This is a genomic window from Mycobacterium sp. MFM001 (genome assembly GCF_003402475.1).
In the GTDB taxonomy this organism is placed as follows: domain Bacteria; phylum Actinomycetota; class Actinomycetes; order Mycobacteriales; family Mycobacteriaceae; genus Mycobacterium.
Window position 1 is genome coordinate 244,906 of the sequence record NZ_BFAB01000007.1, and the last position, 13,979, is coordinate 258,884.

The following is a 13,979-nucleotide window of genomic DNA, read 5'->3' on the forward strand; positions in this document are numbered from 1 at the left end:
TCGACGACGTGGCCGGTCGACCAGTACACACCTTCGAAGTAGTGCGCACCGAGGAGCTTGCGCCGCATATCGTCCGAGTGGTGCTCGGCGGCAGTGGGTTCGACACCTTCAGGCCCAGCGAGTTCACCGACTCCTACGTCAAGCTGGTATTCGTCGCCGACGACGTCGACGTGGCCGGTCTGCCGCAGCCGCTGACGCTGGACAGCTTCGCCGAGCTGCCCGCCGAACGGCAGCCCGTCATCCGCACGATGACCGTGCGCCGCGTCGACCCGGCCAACCGGCAGATCGCGATCGACATCGTGGTGCACGGCGAGCACGGCGCGGCCGGGCTGTGGGCCGTGGCGGCCGAGCCCGGGCAGCCGGCGTATCTGATGGGACCCGGCGGGGCCTACGCCCCCGACCCGGCCGCCGACTGGCATCTGTTCGCCGGCGACGAAACCGCGCTGCCCGCGATCAGTGTGGCCCTGGAAGCCTTGCCCGCCAACGCAATCGGCAAGGCGTTCATCGAGGTGGCCGACCCCGAGGACGAGATCCCGCTGACCGCCCCGGAAGGTGTGCAGATCAATTGGATCTACCGCGGCGGGCGCGCCGACCTGGTTCCCGAGGATCGCGCCGGCGACCATGCCCCGCTGATCGAGGCGGTCAAGACCACAGCATGGCTACCGGGTCAGGTGCACGCTTTCGTCCACGGCGAGGCCCAGGCCGTGATGCACAACCTCCGGCCCTACATCCGCAAAGACCGCGAGGTCGACGCCAAATGGGCCTCGATCTCCGGGTACTGGCGCCGCGGCCGCACCGAAGAGACCTTCCGGCAGTGGAAAAAGGAACTGGCCGAGGCTGAAGCAGCCGGCTGACCGCGGCCTGGCATTCTCAGCGCATGGCATTCGGCGATTACCAGTTCGAGATCTACCTGCAGGGCCTCGCCGGGGTGGTGCCGTCGCTGCCGATCGCATACGCCGAATTGGAGGCCAAAGCGCAGGCCGCGATGTCCCCGTCGGTGTGGTCGTACGTCGCCGGCGGCGCGGGCGACGAACGCACCCAGCGGGCCAACTGCGAGGCCTTCGAAGGCTGGGGGCTGATCCCGCGGATGTTCGTCGGCGCCGACGACCGCGACTTGTCCGTCGAGCTGTTCGGGATGACGCTGCCCGCGCCGCTGTTCATGGCGCCCATCGGCGTCATCGGCATCTGCGCCCAGGACGGCCACGGCGACTTGGCCACCGCACGCGCGGCGGCACGCACCGGTGTGCCGATGATGGTGTCGACGCTGACCGCCGACCCGCTCGAAGACGTCGCCGCTGAATTCGGCGATACCCCAGGCTTTTTCCAGTTGTATACCCCGAAAGACCGCGAGCTGGCGGCCAGCCTGGTGCATCGCGCGGAGGCCGCCGGCTATCAAGGCATCGTCGTCACGCTCGACACCTGGGTGCCGGGCTGGCGCCCGCGCGACCTGACCACCGCCAACTTCCCGCAGCTGCGCGGACATTGCCTTTCCAACTACACCAGTGACCCGGTGTTCCGCGCGGGCCTGCAACAGCCCCCGGAAGCCGACCCGCGGGCAGTGGTACTGCGCTGGGCGCAGCTGTTCGGCAACCCGCTCACCTGGGACGACCTGCCCTGGCTGCGCTCGTTGACCAGCCTGCCGCTGATCGTCAAGGGCATCTGCCATCCCGAGGACGCCCGTCGCGCCAAAGACGGCGGCGTCGACGGTATCTACTGCTCCAACCACGGCGGGCGGCAAGCCAACGGCGGGCTGCCCGCCCTGGACTGTCTGCCGGCGGTCGTCGACGCCGCCGATGGACTGCCGGTGCTGTTCGACTCGGGGATCCGCACCGGCGCCGACGTCGTCAAGGCGCTGGCGCTGGGTGCGACGGCGGTCGGCATCGGCCGCCCGTATGCCTACGGGCTGGCGCTCGGCGGGGTCGACGGCATCGTGCACGTACTGCGCACGCTGCTGGCCGAAGCCGACCTGATCATGGCCGTCGACGGGTATGCGACCCGGGAAGATCTCGATCGCGACGCGCTCCGGCGCGTCACCTGAGCCCGACGGCCGAGGTCTGTGACCGTAGGAGCGTGGAGGCGATCCTCGAGGAGTTCGACGACTACCTGGCGCTGCAGCGCGGGCGGTCGGCGCACACCCGGCGCGCCTACCTCGGTGATTTGCGGTCGCTGTTCGCATTCATCGACGAGCGTGCCCCGGGATCGGGTCTGTCCGGGCTGACGCTGCCGATACTGCGCTCCTGGCTGGCGGTGCAAGCGGGTTCGGGGGCGGCCCGCACGACCCTGGCCCGTCGCACCTCGGCGGTCAAGGCGTTCACCGCGTGGGCGACGCGGCGCGGCCTGTTGAGCACCGATCCGGCCACCCGGCTGCAGATGCCCAAGGCGCATCGCACGCTGCCGGCGGTGCTACGCCAGGATCAGGCCCTGGCCGCCATGACCGCCGCGAAATCCGGTACGCAGCAACGTGATCCGCTCGCGCTGCGGGATAGGCTGATCGTCGAGCTGCTCTACGCCACCGGCATCCGGGTCAGCGAGTTGTGCGGGCTGGACATCGACGACGTCGACACCGGGCATCGGCTGGTGCGCGTACTCGGTAAGGGTGACAAGCAGCGCACCGCGCCGTTCGGCGAGCCGGCGGCCGAGGCGCTCAGTGCATGGTTGTCCGACGGCCGCCCTGCATTGGCCACCGCGCAGTCCGGGCCCGCGCTGCTATTGGGTGCCCGCGGGCGGCGCCTCGACGTGCGTCAGGCCCGCACCGTCGTGCACCAGACCGTCGCCGCCGTCGACGGCGCACCCGACATGGGCCCGCACGGGCTGCGGCACAGCGCGGCCACCCATCTGCTGGAAGGCGGGGCGGACCTGCGCGTCGTCCAGGAGCTGCTCGGCCACTCCAGCCTGGCCACCACCCAGCTCTACACCCACGTGACGGTCGCCCGGCTGCGCAAGGTGCACGACCAGGCCCACCCGCGGGCCTAGGCCCGCCGAGTGTGGACTTGTGTCACGCTTTTTCGCCCGAAGCGTGCCTCAACCCCACATTCGGCGATCAGGAAAGCGGCTTCAGCCGGATCGGCGTCGACGCCAGCAGCCCCAGCGGGTCGACGTAGTCGGCGCGCGACGCCGGACCCCACATGGCGCCCCAATGCAGGCACGCGGCGGCCCCGCAGCCCGGATGACCGGACACCAATTCGCCGATCACGGTCGAGGCGCTCACTCGCTGTCCGGGCCGGACCGCCGCCCGCACCGGTTCGTAGCTGGTGTGCAAGCCGCCGGGATGGGCCAGCGACACCACCGGCCGACCGGCCAGAATGCCGGCGAACACCACCGTTGCGGGCCCCGCCGCGTACACCGGCTGGCCCGCCACGCCGGCCAGGTCCACGCCGCGGTGGCCCCGGTTCCAATCCGGCGACGGCGCGTCGAACGCCCGCATCACCGCCGGGCGCGGCCGCAACGGCCAGTCCAGCCGCACGTCGTCGGCAACCGCCGGGACGGCGCAAACCACCGCCACCAGCGGGATCGCCAAGAGCCGCACTCGCCGAGTTCACCCCGTCGCCGACCGCCCCGCCAGCCGGGCTGTGGACAAAGCACCCTCTACCTGCGTGTAAACTCATCCACGCAGTTCGCGTCAAGCGGGCTGACTTCGCGTGTCTGCCGCCGAACGGATGTCGCTCGGTCCCTCCCAAGGGTCTGGCATCCCGCAGACACCAGGGCCCGGCTTCACCCGTCGCCGGGCGACAACCGACACATGAAAGCTAGGCACACCCATGGCCGTAGTGACCATGAAGCAGCTGCTTGACAGCGGCACCCACTTCGGGCATCAGACCCGTCGCTGGAATCCCAAGATGAAGCGGTTCATCTTCACCGACCGCAACGGCATCTACATCATCGACCTGCAGCAGACGCTGACGTTCATCGACAAGGCGTACGAGTTCGTCAAGGAGACCGTCGCCCACGGCGGCACCATCCTCTTCGTCGGCACCAAGAAGCAGGCGCAGGAGTCGATCGCCGCCGAGGCCACCCGCGTCGGCATGCCGTATGTGAACCAGCGCTGGCTGGGCGGCATGCTCACCAACTTCTCGACCGTGCACAAGCGGCTGCAGCGTCTCAAGGAGCTCGAGGCCATGGAGCAGACCGGCGGCTTCGAGGGGCGCACCAAGAAGGAGATCCTGGGCCTGACCCGCGAGAAGAACAAGCTGGAGCGCAGCCTCGGCGGTATCCGCGACATGAACAAGGTGCCGTCCGCGGTCTGGGTCGTCGACACCAACAAGGAGCACATCGCCGTCGGCGAGGCCCGCAAGCTGGGCATCCCGGTGATCGCGATCCTGGACACCAACTGCGATCCCGACCTGGTCGACTACCCGATCCCGGGCAACGACGACGCGATCCGCTCGGCCGCGCTGCTGACCAAGGTGATCGCCTCGGCAGTGGCGGAGGGCCTGCAGGCCCGCGCCGGTCTGGGGCGCGGCGACGGCAAGCCCGAGGCCGAGGCCGCCGAGCCGCTGGCCGAGTGGGAGCAGGAACTGCTGGCCTCCGCTACCCCTGCGGCCGGCGCCGAGACCACCACTGACACCACGACCACCACGGAAGGCTGAGATGGCGAACTACACCGCTGCCGACGTCAAGCGGCTGCGTGAGCTCACCGGCGCCGGCATGCTCGACTGCAAGAACGCGCTGGCCGAAACCGACGGCGACTTCGACAAGGCCGTCGAGGCGCTGCGGATCAAGGGCGCCAAGGACGTCGGCAAGCGCGCCGAGCGCGCCACCGCCGAGGGTCTGGTCGCCGCCAAGGACGGCGCGCTGATCGAGCTGAACTCCGAGACCGACTTCGTCGCCAAGAACGCCGAGTTCCAGAAGCTGGCCGACGACATCGTGAGCGCCGCCGCGGCCGCCAAGGCCTCCGATGTCGACACGCTGAAGGCAGCCAAAGTCGGCGACAAGACCGTCGAACAGGCCATCGCCGAGCTGTCGGCCAAGATCGGCGAAAAGCTGGAATTGCGCCGGGTGGCCCACTTCGACGGCACCGTGGAGACCTACCTGCACAAGCGGGCCGCTGACCTGCCGCCGGCGGTGGGTGTGCTGGTCGAGTACACCGGCTCCGACAAAGACGCCGCGCACGCGGCCGCACTGCAGATCGCCGCGCTCAAGGCGCGTTACCTGAGCCGCGACGACGTGCCCGCCGACGTGGTGGCCAATGAGCGCCGCATCGCCGAGGAAACCGCCAAGAACGAGGGCAAGCCCGAGCAGGCGCTGCCCAAGATCGTCGAGGGCCGGCTCAACGGGTTCTTCAAGGACGTCGTGCTGCTCGAGCAGCCGTCGGTGTCCGACAACAAGAAGACCGTCAAGGCGTTGCTCGACGAGGCCGGCGTCACCGTGACGCGATTCGTCCGTTTCGAGGTCGGCCAAAGCTGATTTCGGCGCGATAATCGTCGCCCAGCGCACATAATCGCGCCGAAATCGCATAGCGTGTGCGGGCATGCGACACGTGCACGCCTTCGGCGACGACGCCCTGGGCACGCATGACGCCGTCGGACTCGTCGAGGAATTGCGGGCCGGCCACGTCTCGCCCGGCGAACTCGTCGAGGCAGCGATCGCCCGCACCGAAGCCGTCAACCCGACGCTGAACGGGCTGGCCTATCAGGCGTTCGACCGGGCGCGTGCCGACGCGTCGAAGCCGCCGAAGCCTGGCTTTTTCAGCGGTGTGCCGACGTTCGTCAAAGACAACGTCGACGTCGCCGGGATGCCGACAATGCGGGGCACCGACGCGTGGCTGCCCCACCCGGCGCGCGCCGACAGCGACTTCGCCAACGTGTATCTGGCCAGCGGCCTGACACCGCTGGGCAAGACGCAGATGTCGGAATTCGGGTTCAGCGCATCGGCCGAGCATCCTCGACTCGGGCCGGTGCGCAACCCGTGGAACACCGACTACACCCCGGGCGCCTCGTCGTCGGGATCCGGAGCGTTCGTCGCCGCCGGGGTGGTGCCGATCGCGCACGCGAATGACGGCGGCGGGTCGATCCGAATTCCGGCCTCCTGCAACGGATTAGTGGGCTTGAAGCCGACGCGGGGCCGGTTGCCGGTCGACGGCGAGCTGCGCCGGCTGCCGATCGGAATCGTCGCCAACGGCGTGCTGAGCCGCTCGGTGCGCGACACCGCGGCCTTCTACCGTGAAGCCGAACGGGCCTGGCAACCGCGCAGGCTCCCGCCAATCGGCGACGTGCGGCGGTCCGGGACGCAGCGGCTGAAGATCGCGGTCATCACCCGCTCGGTGGAACGCGAATGCGGCCCCGAAATCCGTGACCTGACGCTGAAGTCCGCGCGGCTGCTCGAGGAACTCGGCCACCAGATCGAGCACGTCGACACACCGCCGGTGCCAACCAGTTTCGCGGACGACTTCGTGCTGTATTGGTCGCTGCTGTCCCTGTTTCAGGTGCGTACGGGTCGGCACTTCTTCGGTGCGAGCTTCGACCGCACCCGGCTGGACAACCTGACGCTGGGGCTTGCTCGGCACGCCGGTCGCAACCTGCATCGGATGCCGCGGGTTGTCATGCGGCTGCGTGCGATACGGCGACGCACTGCGCAGTTCTTCCGGACCTACGATGCGGTGCTCACGCCGACCGTGGCCGACCCGCCGCCGCTGATCGGCCATCTCGACCCGACCGCCGACTATCAGCAGATCATTGACCGATTGATCGACTGGGTTGCCTTCACGCCGCTGCAAAACGTCACCGGTGAACCCGCAATATCGCTGCCGCTGGCCCAATCTGCGGGCGGTCTGCCGGTGGGCATGATGTTCTCCGCCGACCTCGGGCAGGAAGCGCGGCTGCTGGAGCTGAGCTACGAGTTGGAAGAGGCGCGCCCCTGGGCGCGCATCCACCGGAATGGCTAATCTGAGCCCAGCGCGTCGAGCATCCGTTTGAACTCGCGCTGCTCGGCCGCAGACAGCTTGCCCAAGATTCGGGCGTCGGCTTCCCGCACGGCGGCTTCGGCGCGTTTCAGCAACGTTCGGCCCGACCCGGTGAGTGTGGCCGGTAGCGCCCGCCCGGACGGCACCGATGCCGGCCGAGACACTGCGCCGAGGTCTTCCAACCTTCGCAACACGGTGTTCATCGCCTGCGGTGTGACGTTGCCGTAGCGCGACAGCTCAGCGCTCGACATCCCCGGGTACAGGGAAAGTATTCGCATGCAAACGAATTCGGGAAGCGAGAGGCCCAGCGGCCGCAGCGCCGCGGTCACCTCCGGGCGCAGCGCGGCCCCAACCCGGTGCAGCAAATAACCGAGCGGCGCGTCGTTCGTCTGACCCACATCAACCATCTTGACATATATCAGGCAGGTTGATATACAGGATGGCATGACTGAAACGCAGAAATTCGATTTCGATTTCGACCCGGCCTACCGCGGCGAGGCACCCCAGTTCGGCGAAGGCGTCCGCCCGCCATGGAGTCTCGGTGAGCCGCAACCGGAGATCGCGGCGCTCATAGACCAAGGCAAGATCCACGGCGACGTGCTCGACGCCGGCTGCGGCGAGGCAGCGGTCTCGCTGCACCTGGCGGCGTTGGGACACAACACCGTCGGGCTGGACGCATCGCCCACCGCCATCGAGTTGGCCCGGGCCGAGGCCGCCCGGCGCGGGTTGACCAACGCCACGTTCGAGGTCGCCGACATCTCGTCGTTCACCGGCTACGACGGCAGATTCGGCACCATCATCGACAGCACGCTGTTCCATTCGATGCCGGTCGAACTTCGCGACGGATACCAGCAATCGATCGTCCGCGCCGCCGCCCCCGGCGCGTCGTACTTCGTGCTGGTCTTCGACCGCGCCGGAATGCCGGAGAGCCCTGGCCCCAATCCGGTCACCGAAGACGAGCTACGCGACGTGGTGTCCAAGTACTGGGTGATCGACGAAATCCGACCCGCGCGGATTCACGCCAACTTCCCCGGCGGCCCGTCCCCGGAGTTCCCGGTGGTGGATCTGCGCGACGAGGGCAACGGACGCAAGTCGGTGCCCGCCTGGCTGCTGTCCGCCCACTTGGGCTGACCGGTCACAACCGCAGGAGTTGGCCGAACTCCTCGAGGTGGGCCCGCACATCGAGTGGTCCGGCATAGATTGCCGCCGCGCCGGCATGTTCCAGCGCCTCCCGGGCGATACCGCCACTGAGCACCGCGGCGGTCGGAACGCCGGCGCGGCGGCCCGCCTGGACATCCCAGACGGTGTCGCCGAGAAAAACGGCCTGGCCCGGCTGGGCGCCAATGCATTCCAACGCGCTGGTGACGATGTCCGGGTGCGGCTTGCTCTTGTCGGCGTCGGCCGCCGACGTCACCGCGGCCACCAGGTCCTCGGCGTCGAGCACGTCGCGCAGTACGGCCAACTCCTCTTCGCCCGCAGACGTCGCCAACACCGCCCGCCAGCCTTGGTCGGCGATCGCGCCGAGCAGCTCACGCGCACCAGGAAGCGTGCGCAGCGTGGACGCGCTGTCGAGGAAGTAGCGGGTGTGGCGCTTTTCGACGTCGGCGCCGTGTACCTCGGCGAACTCGTCGCCGAGCAGAATTTGGACCAGTTCCGAGCCCGACCGGCCGATCAGCCCGTGGATGCGCCAGCACGGCACCTCCTTGCCGACGTCGAGAAGTGCGCGATGCCACGCCACGACGTGGTGGAAGTTGGAATCGACCAGCGTTCCGTCGACATCGAAGAGCACAGCCGGTTTGGGTTCGACCATGACCACGCAATCCTTTCCATCAGTGGGCCAGCCGGTGAATACCCAGTCGGCGGTCCGCCAACCCCTCCCGTGATTGCCGGTCGCCGACATCGGGTAACCGGGTGCCGGAGCCGACCTCGAGGAGTGTTGTGGGCGACGTAAGGGAAATCGGCAAACGGGCCCGTCAGGAGGCCGAAGCCTACCGCGGCGACAATCCACGGCCGTTGGGTGGCTACCTGGTCGTACTGTTCGTGTACGGCACGGTGATCGCGGTGACGGCGATCATTGCCTCGCTCACCGGGCGCAAACTGCCCGAACGGTGGCTGACCCAAGACCTTCTCACGGTGACACTCGGGTCCCACAAGCTGTCCCGCACGTTGACCAAAGACGCGGTGACCAGCCCGCTGCGGGCGCCGTTCGCCCACTATGCCGGCACCGGCGGCCCTGCCGAGGTGCAGGAGGAGACCCGGCAGGACAGCCAGATGCGGCATAGCCTGGGCGAGCTGTTGACTTGCCCGTTCTGTCTGGACATGTGGGTGGCCACCGTGTTTGTCATCGGCCTGATCTTCGCGCCCCGGTTCACCCGGCTGGTGGCCGGCAGTTTCACCGCACTGGCCGGCGCCGACTTCTTACAGCTCGCCTACGCGATGGCGCAGCAATCCGCTCAAGGTTGACAAACAAGGAGGATTCATGCCCAAGACCACGAAGGGCGGCCAGGCCAAAAAGAGCGAGTTGCCCAGCACGCTTCAGCGCTCCAGCGGCAAGGCCCAGCGCACATTCGCCAAAGCGCATGACGCGGCCGCCGAAGAATACGGCAGCGAGGAGCGGGCCCACCGGGTCGCCTATTCCGCGGTCAAGCACAGCTTCGAAAAGGTCGGCGACCACTGGGAGCCCAAGAAGAAGAAAGGGCCGTCCGACAAGCGTTCCGAGCGCGGCGGTCTGCGCAACCCGATCCCGTCGGCGGAAGGCGTCGACGCCAACGCCAGCAAGAAGCATCTGCTCGACGTCGCGCGCCGCCTCGACGTTCACGGACGCTCGACGATGAACAAGGCCCAGTTGGTCGACGCGATCAAAAAGGCCAACCGTCGTGCCCGGACCCGGTGACCGGTTCGCAGCACTGACCGAAATCCTGGCGTGGTGGGTAGCCACCACGGTGTTCTGGATTGCGACCCTGACGTCGTTCACCGCCGCCGAACTCGCGGTGGCCGTGGGCGCCACGTTGCCCTGCGCTGTGGCGGCACGGTCTGCGCGACGGGCCAACCGGGGGCGCTGGCGGTTCCGCGTCGGCTGGTTGCGTTGGGCGGCAACCGTTTTGCGCGACGTACCGGTGCAAACCGTCCAGGCGTGGGCATACGTGCTGATGCGACGCCGGCGCGGCGTGATCAGCGCCGTGCCCTTGCCGGCCGAACCTGACCCGGTTGCGAACGCGCGACGCGCGCTGGCGGTGTTGGCGTTTGCCGCCACGCCGGGAACTGTTGTGCTGGACTGCGATTCACAGGTCCTGCTGCACCGGATCCGGCCGGGTACCGGTCGGCTGGCGACGGTGGTGCAGCGGTGAACCCGGGGGAGCTCGCGGCGCTGGCCTTGCTACTCGGCGTGTTCCTGCCCGGCGCCTGGATCGCTTCCCATGGTGAGCCCCGGAGCCGGCTGGTGGGATTGGAGTTCGCCGGCGTCGCGGCGGTCATGACGGTGATGGTGGTTGCTGTTGCCTGGCAACGGAATTCAGATCTGATCGTTGCATTGGTGTTGGCGTTGGTGACGTTGCCGGGAACGTTGGTGTTCACCCGGCTGCTGGTGGGTAAGACGTGATCGCGTGGTGCGTGGTTTTCGCCGGCATTGCGGTCATGGCGCTGTCCGCGTTGGGCGCCGCCACGCTGCCCCGGGTGTTCGACCGGCTGCACCTGCTGGCAGCCACGACGTCGCTCGGCGCGCCGTTGACCGGTGTGGGGCTGATGATTTCGCAGGGCTGGACCGAATCGTCGGCGATGATCGCGGTGACGGCCGTGTTGGTGGCAGTGAGCTCTCCGGTGATCTCAGCGGCGACGGGCCGGCTGGCGGCACAGCACGAGGGCCTGGTCGACGAGGACTCGCCGTCGTGACCCCCCTGGTGCTGGTGGTGATCACGCTAGTCGGGGTGACCGGCACGGTGGTCGCGCTGACCGGCCGCCCCGAGCAGCAGGCGATCCCGCTGTCTGTCTTCGGTCTGGCGTTGACGATGTTGTTCGTGGTGCTGCAGGCTCCCGATGTCGCGCTGTCGCAACTGGTGATCGGCGGGGTCGTGGTGCCGTTGATGGTCATGCTGACCTTTCGCGCCGTACGCCGTCACCAAGCTGAAGAGGACAGCCGATGAATCGCGGTGTGCGGACGGCGCTTTTCCTCGCCGGGGCGGGCGGGCTGGCGGTGCTGCTGTGGTTGGGTTTCGCGCAACTGCCGGCTTTCGGGCAGGCCCGGCACCTGTATCGGGATCTGGCTGTGCCGGCGGCGTTTTCACGCGCGACCGCCAACGTCGTCGCCTCGGTGAACTTCGATCAGCGCGCGCTGGACACCATGGGGGAGGAGACGATCCTGCTCGGGTCGGTGACGGGGGTGATGGCGCTGCTGCGCCCGGCCATCGAGGAGCGCGAATACCACGCACCGGGCCGCGGTTCGGCGCTGGACGCGACCCGGCTGGTCGGCTATCTGATGTTGCCGGTGACCATTGCGCTGGGTATCGACATCGTCGTGCACGGGCATCTCACGCCGGGCGGTGGTTTTCAGGGCGGGGTGGTGCTGGCCGCCGGGTTGCATCTGCTGTACATCACCGGCAGCTTCCGGGCGCTGGATCGGCTGCGGCCCGTCAACGTCTTCGACATCGGCGAGGCGCTGGGGGCGGCGGCATTCGTGGCGATCGGGTTGGCCGGGATGGTCGTCGGCGGAGTGTTTTTCGTCAACCTGCTGCCGACCGGGACCATGGGCAACTTGTTCTCGTCGGGTTCGGTGGTGCTGCTCAACATCGCCGTCGGCGTGGAGGTGGCCTGCGGGATGACGGTGTTGCTGGCGCAATTCCTGGCCCAGGAGATCACCGTGGTCAAGCGGGGTGACGGCGGATGAGCATCTACCCGTACTGCGTGGCCGGCTGGCTGGTGCTGATCGGCGCCTGGGGAATCATGCGCAGCCGCAACCTGATCCACGCAGTGGTGTGCTTGTCGGTCGCGCAGTCCGGCACTTATCTTCTTCTGCTGGCGATCGGATTTCAACGCGGCGCCGCGCCGCCGATTTTCGCCGGGCCCAATCCGCCGCCGCCGACCAACGTCGTCGATCCCGTCGTGCAGGCGATGACCCTGACCGACATCGTCATCCAGGCCACCGTCACCGCGCTGTTGCTGGCGCTGGCCATCCAGATCCACAAGCGCCACGGCACTTTGGATCCCGACGAGCTCTCGGCGCTGAAGGGCTGAGCCGGCCGTGCAGACGACTGCGGCGCAGCTGCTGCCGCTGCTGGTCGCGGTGCCCATCGTGGCGGGCTGCCTGCTGCTCGCGCTCGGTGCCCGGGCCTCGCGTACGACGGCGACGTGGCTGACATTGGCGGTGTCGATCGCCTCGGCCGGCGTTGCCGGGTTCGCTGCAGTGGCCGCACGGGAGCACATGCTGGTGACCTGGATCGGCGGCTGGTCCATGCTGGGGCGCGCAACGGTCGGCATCGCGCTCGCGGCGGACCCGTTGTCCGCCGGCCTGGCGACGTTGGTGAGCGTGTTGATGGCCTGTGCGGCGCTCTACAGCCGTCGGGGCCTCGACGAGGCCGGCCCCCGCTTCGATGCGCTGATGCTGCTGTTCCTGGCGGCGATGAACGGCTTTGTGCTGGCGAGCGATTTGTTCAACCTATTCGTGTTTCTGGAGCTGATGGGCGCCGTCGCCTATGCGTTGACCGGCATCAAGATCGAAGACAAGTCGGCGATCCAGGGCGCGCTCAATTTCGGGATCGTCCAATCGCTTTCGGCGTGCCTGTCGCTGGTCGGCATCGCGATGCTCTACGCGCAGGTGGGCCAGCTGGGCATGGCTCAGGCAGGGATGGCGCTGGCGCGGGGTGCACCCAAGGCGGTCACCGTCGCCGCGTTCGTGCTGATCCTCGCCGGGCTGCTGGTGAAGGGCGCCATTGTGCCGCTGCACTTTTGGCTGGCCGACGCACACGCCGTCGCGCCAGCCGGGGTGTGCGTGCTGTTCTCCGGCGTGATGGTCGAGCTCGGCCTCTACGGGATGTGGCGGGTGTACTGGGTGACGTTCGCCGGGGCGCTGCCGCGCTCGGCCGTCGAGCACACCTTCGTGGTCGTGGGGGTGCTGACGGCGGCAGTTGGCGCCGTAATGTGCCTGCTGCAGCGGCATCTCAAGCGGCTGCTTGCCTATTCGACGATCGGCCACATGGGCTTGTTTTTGGTGACCACTGCGACGCTGCGGCCCGAAGCGGTCGGCGGGACCGCGGTGTACGTGGTGGGCCATGCCGGGGCGAAGTCGGCACTGTTCTTGATCGTGGGGCTGCTGCTCGACCGCCATCAGACGGTCGACGAATTCGAGCTGTCCGGGCGTGGGCGAGGCCAATGGTTGTTGGGTGGGTTCTACCTGCTGGCGGCCGCGGCGCTGGCCGGGTTGCCGCCGTTCGGCACGGCGCTGGGAAAGTCGTTGTGCGAGGAGACGATCGAGTCGGGATGGGGTGCTGTGCTGTTCCTGGTGATCTCGGCGGTCACCGGCGGCGCGGTGTTGCGTGCCGGCGTGCGGTGCTTCACCCGATGGGGCAGTGGCGCGGAGGAATCCACGAACGGTGCGACGAAGGGGGAGGAGGAACCGGACACGGTGTTGAGCCGCACCCCGCCGAGCATGTACGTCGCGATCGCCGTGCTGTTGGCCGGCTGCCTCGCGGTCGGTGTGCTGCCCGGAGTATCCGAGGCCGCGCACGTTGCCGGACGACACTTCGTCGACACGGCCGGCTACCTGGCCGCCATCCTCGGGCACAGCACCAGTGCGCCGGCCGGTCCGGCGCCGGGTTGGTCTGTCTGGGGGATAGTCCTGGCGTTGATCGCAGTCACAGCCGCCGTCGGCGTGGCAGCTATTGGCTTGCGGGACAATAAATCTGCACTACGGCGTGTGTACGAACCGGCTGTCGCGGTGCTACACAAGGTTCACTCGGGACACGTTGGCGACTATGCCGCCTGGTTATTCGCCGCGCTGAGTGTGCTGGCGGCGGCGATGGGCATCCAGGTCCGGTGAGCAACACTCAGGAGATCGCTGGTCGGTATACTGCAGGTGGCGTCGGGGGTCGAG

18 protein-coding genes and 1 pseudogene are annotated in these 13,979 nt (G+C 68.3%); 16 read left to right on the top strand and 3 right to left on the bottom strand.

What is annotated here, in order from left to right; translation table 11 throughout:
- Positions 1 to 8: 8 nt before the first annotated feature.
- From MFM001_RS14640 to MFM001_RS14650, 3 genes are read left to right on the top strand one after another with little or no spacing between them, the layout of a single operon-like run.
- Positions 9 to 854 carry a siderophore-interacting protein gene (locus MFM001_RS14640; protein ID WP_116375979.1) on the top strand — a complete coding sequence of 282 codons (846 nt, stop codon included), beginning with the start codon at positions 9 to 11 and terminating at the stop codon, positions 852 to 854.
- 23 nt (positions 855 to 877) lie between these two features.
- On the top strand, positions 878 to 2,038 hold the full coding sequence (locus tag MFM001_RS14645) for an alpha-hydroxy-acid oxidizing protein (RefSeq protein ID WP_116375980.1): 1,161 nt from the start codon (positions 878 to 880) through the stop codon (positions 2,036 to 2,038).
- 32 nt (positions 2,039 to 2,070) lie between these two features.
- The gene (locus tag MFM001_RS14650) at positions 2,071 to 2,973 is read left to right on the top strand and encodes a tyrosine recombinase XerC (RefSeq protein ID WP_116375981.1); all 903 of its coding nucleotides are present in this window, start codon (positions 2,071 to 2,073) and stop codon (positions 2,971 to 2,973) included.
- 70 nt (positions 2,974 to 3,043) lie between these two features.
- Here MFM001_RS14650 and MFM001_RS14655 read toward each other — a convergent pair.
- Positions 3,044 to 3,487 (bottom strand): annotated as a pseudogene (locus tag MFM001_RS14655) (M23 family metallopeptidase); the annotation flags it as partial.
- A gap of 271 nt (positions 3,488 to 3,758) precedes the next feature.
- Here MFM001_RS14655 and rpsB point away from each other — a divergent pair.
- From rpsB to MFM001_RS14670, 3 genes are all read left to right on the top strand, one after another.
- Positions 3,759 to 4,586: a 30S ribosomal protein S2 gene (rpsB, locus tag MFM001_RS14660; RefSeq protein ID WP_116375983.1), complete on the top strand. Its 828-nt coding sequence runs from the start codon at positions 3,759 to 3,761 to the stop codon at positions 4,584 to 4,586.
- 1 nt (position 4,587) lies between these two features.
- Positions 4,588 to 5,403: a translation elongation factor Ts gene (gene tsf / locus MFM001_RS14665; RefSeq protein ID WP_116375984.1), complete on the top strand. Its 816-nt coding sequence runs from the start codon at positions 4,588 to 4,590 to the stop codon at positions 5,401 to 5,403.
- A 64-nt stretch (positions 5,404 to 5,467) separates the two neighbouring features.
- A complete protein-coding gene (locus MFM001_RS14670) occupies positions 5,468 to 6,880 on the top strand; it encodes an amidase (protein WP_116375985.1) in 1,413 nt (470 codons plus the stop codon).
- Here MFM001_RS14670 and MFM001_RS14675 read toward each other — a convergent pair.
- Positions 6,877 to 7,296 carry a MarR family winged helix-turn-helix transcriptional regulator gene (locus tag MFM001_RS14675; protein ID WP_238159181.1) on the bottom strand — a complete coding sequence of 140 codons (420 nt, stop codon included), beginning with the start codon at positions 7,294 to 7,296 and terminating at the stop codon, positions 6,877 to 6,879. The two genes, MFM001_RS14670 and MFM001_RS14675, sit on opposite strands and share 4 nt — an antisense overlap.
- Before the next feature lie 46 nt (positions 7,297 to 7,342).
- Here MFM001_RS14675 and MFM001_RS14680 point away from each other — a divergent pair, with 46 nt between their 5' ends.
- On the top strand, positions 7,343 to 8,029 hold the full coding sequence (locus MFM001_RS14680) for a class I SAM-dependent methyltransferase (protein ID WP_116375987.1): 687 nt from the start codon (positions 7,343 to 7,345) through the stop codon (positions 8,027 to 8,029).
- A gap of 4 nt (positions 8,030 to 8,033) precedes the next feature.
- Here MFM001_RS14680 and MFM001_RS14685 read toward each other — a convergent pair whose 3' ends face one another.
- The gene (locus tag MFM001_RS14685) at positions 8,034 to 8,708 is read right to left on the bottom strand and encodes an HAD family hydrolase (protein WP_116376109.1); all 675 of its coding nucleotides are present in this window, start codon (positions 8,706 to 8,708) and stop codon (positions 8,034 to 8,036) included.
- Between the two features lie 128 nt (positions 8,709 to 8,836).
- On the opposite strand from MFM001_RS14685, the gene MFM001_RS14690 reads away from it, so the two are divergent.
- From MFM001_RS14690 to MFM001_RS14730, 9 genes are read left to right on the top strand one after another with little or no spacing between them, the layout of a single operon-like run.
- Positions 8,837 to 9,361 (top strand): DUF1360 domain-containing protein, encoded by a 525-nt coding sequence (locus tag MFM001_RS14690; protein ID WP_116375988.1) that lies wholly within the window; start codon positions 8,837 to 8,839, stop codon positions 9,359 to 9,361.
- A gap of 16 nt (positions 9,362 to 9,377) precedes the next feature.
- Positions 9,378 to 9,791, top strand: a complete 414-nt coding sequence (locus MFM001_RS14695) for a ChaB family protein (protein WP_116375989.1) — start codon at positions 9,378 to 9,380, stop codon at positions 9,789 to 9,791.
- On the top strand, positions 9,775 to 10,245 hold the full coding sequence (locus MFM001_RS14700; protein ID WP_116375990.1) for a Na+/H+ antiporter subunit E: 471 nt from the start codon (positions 9,775 to 9,777) through the stop codon (positions 10,243 to 10,245). Before MFM001_RS14695 ends, MFM001_RS14700 begins: the two co-directional genes overlap by 17 nt.
- Positions 10,242 to 10,496, top strand: coding sequence for a hypothetical protein (locus MFM001_RS14705; protein WP_116375991.1), 255 nt, complete (start codon positions 10,242 to 10,244; stop codon positions 10,494 to 10,496). Before MFM001_RS14700 ends, MFM001_RS14705 begins: the two co-directional genes overlap by 4 nt.
- Positions 10,493 to 10,786, top strand: a complete 294-nt coding sequence (locus tag MFM001_RS14710; RefSeq protein WP_116375992.1) for a monovalent cation/H(+) antiporter subunit G — start codon at positions 10,493 to 10,495, stop codon at positions 10,784 to 10,786. The genes MFM001_RS14705 and MFM001_RS14710 overlap by 4 nt, the downstream gene beginning before the upstream one ends.
- Positions 10,783 to 11,037, top strand: a complete 255-nt coding sequence (locus MFM001_RS14715; RefSeq protein WP_116375993.1) for a DUF4040 domain-containing protein — start codon at positions 10,783 to 10,785, stop codon at positions 11,035 to 11,037. The genes MFM001_RS14710 and MFM001_RS14715 overlap by 4 nt, the downstream gene beginning before the upstream one ends.
- The gene (locus tag MFM001_RS14720) at positions 11,034 to 11,777 is read left to right on the top strand and encodes an MnhB domain-containing protein (protein ID WP_116375994.1); all 744 of its coding nucleotides are present in this window, start codon (positions 11,034 to 11,036) and stop codon (positions 11,775 to 11,777) included. Before MFM001_RS14715 ends, MFM001_RS14720 begins: the two co-directional genes overlap by 4 nt.
- Positions 11,774 to 12,124: a sodium:proton antiporter gene (locus MFM001_RS14725; protein WP_116375995.1), complete on the top strand. Its 351-nt coding sequence runs from the start codon at positions 11,774 to 11,776 to the stop codon at positions 12,122 to 12,124. The genes MFM001_RS14720 and MFM001_RS14725 overlap by 4 nt, the downstream gene beginning before the upstream one ends.
- Positions 12,125 to 12,131: 7 nt before the next feature.
- On the top strand, positions 12,132 to 13,925 hold the full coding sequence (locus tag MFM001_RS14730) for a complex I subunit 5 family protein (protein ID WP_202864143.1): 1,794 nt from the start codon (positions 12,132 to 12,134) through the stop codon (positions 13,923 to 13,925).
- Positions 13,926 to 13,979: the final 54 nt, after the last annotated feature.